We start from the raw sequence: 1,108 nt of genomic DNA, 5'->3' as shown, positions 1-1,108 counted from the left end.
ACGGTGAGCATGTCGGCGAAGAACAGCTGGGCGTCGGCGGGGTCGAGGTCGGTGGGTTCACAGACGTGGCCGTCGCGCCAGATCACCCAGCAGTAGCCGCGCATCTGCCCGATCGTGGCCAGGTAGGCGTTGGCGACCTGCCCGGTGTAGATGCGTACGCCCCAGGCCGGGTCCTCGTTGGCGACGAAGGCGCACAGGACGCAGCCGGCCCCGTCCTTGGTCGCCGGCCAGTCGTCCGGCCACCGGCTCCACCCTGTTCGCTGTTCGGTCACGTGTGGTGCCTCCGTTCGTGCTCTGGCCCGGCGAATGGACGCGCAGGGCGGTTTACTGCCATCCGCTGATCTGCAGCCCGGTGCTGTTTCGCCAGACGTCGATGCTGGCGACTGTGTACGGCACCGTGTTGGATGGCAGGTCGTTGATGGACGACCAGCGGAGTTCGGCACATTTGTGCGGCTCGCGGTTGACCGGTTCGCCGTGGCGGCGGGCATCGAACTCGGCCGTGAAGACCAGGGCGATCCGGCCTTGCCCTTCGGGGTTGCGTTGGTGCACGACGCCGGCGAAGCGGGGTTCATCGCCGGTGAACCGCACGCCGATCTCCTCGAAGGACTCCCGCCGGACTCCGGAGACGGCGTCCTCGTGATACTCCAGCTTGCCGGACGGGACGTTCCACCAGCCGTCGCGGTATCCCGTGCCCTCACGCAGAGCCAGCAGGATCCGGTCGGCGTCGGTGAACAGCAGGAAGACGTCCACCGGATGGTGCGGTGGCGGCCCGGCCGGCTCAAGCCGGTGCGGATCAGTCAACGTCATCTCTCCTTCAGCGGTAGGCGCTCGGCAGATTCAGGGCTCCTGTCCTGGGATGGTGCGCTGCCCTGGTGTATCGCTCCTCGGTGACGTCGGCCGGCACGGGAAGGCCACCCCGGAGGCGTGGCCGCCAACTCCTTGATCAGCAACGTGGCGGCCGTGGTGGCTCGGCCGTCGCTGGGGCGAGACAGGTCGTTCACGGTGCGCCGCCGGTGTGGCGGGTGAGCCGGTCGATGTACCGGTCGGCCTGCGCATGGCTGGCCAGGTGCACGACCTGATCGCCATGGAAGTGCTCGGCGATACATGC

General features: G+C 68.3%; 2 protein-coding genes. Both read right to left on the bottom strand.

Annotated features, from left to right (window positions below; all coding sequences use genetic code 11):
* On the bottom strand, positions 1-272 hold a 272-nt coding region (locus DMB66_RS59835; RefSeq protein ID WP_199753312.1), incomplete at its 3' end, for a hypothetical protein.
* A gap of 52 nt (positions 273-324) precedes the next feature.
* Positions 325-807 carry an NUDIX domain-containing protein gene (locus DMB66_RS59830; RefSeq protein WP_125812696.1) on the bottom strand — a complete coding sequence of 161 codons (483 nt, stop codon included), beginning with the start codon at positions 805-807 and terminating at the stop codon, positions 325-327.
* Between the last annotated feature and the right edge of the window lie 301 nt (positions 808-1,108).

The sequence above is a fragment of the Actinoplanes sp. ATCC 53533 genome, from assembly GCF_003947245.1.
This window is presented reverse-complemented; position numbering and strand designations above follow the sequence as displayed.

Excerpts from the sequence above, each read along its gene's own strand:
- DMB66_RS59830 (WP_125812696.1), bottom strand. The coding sequence starts at position 807 with ATGACGTTGACTGATCCGCACCGGCTTGAGCCGGCCGGGCCGCCACCG.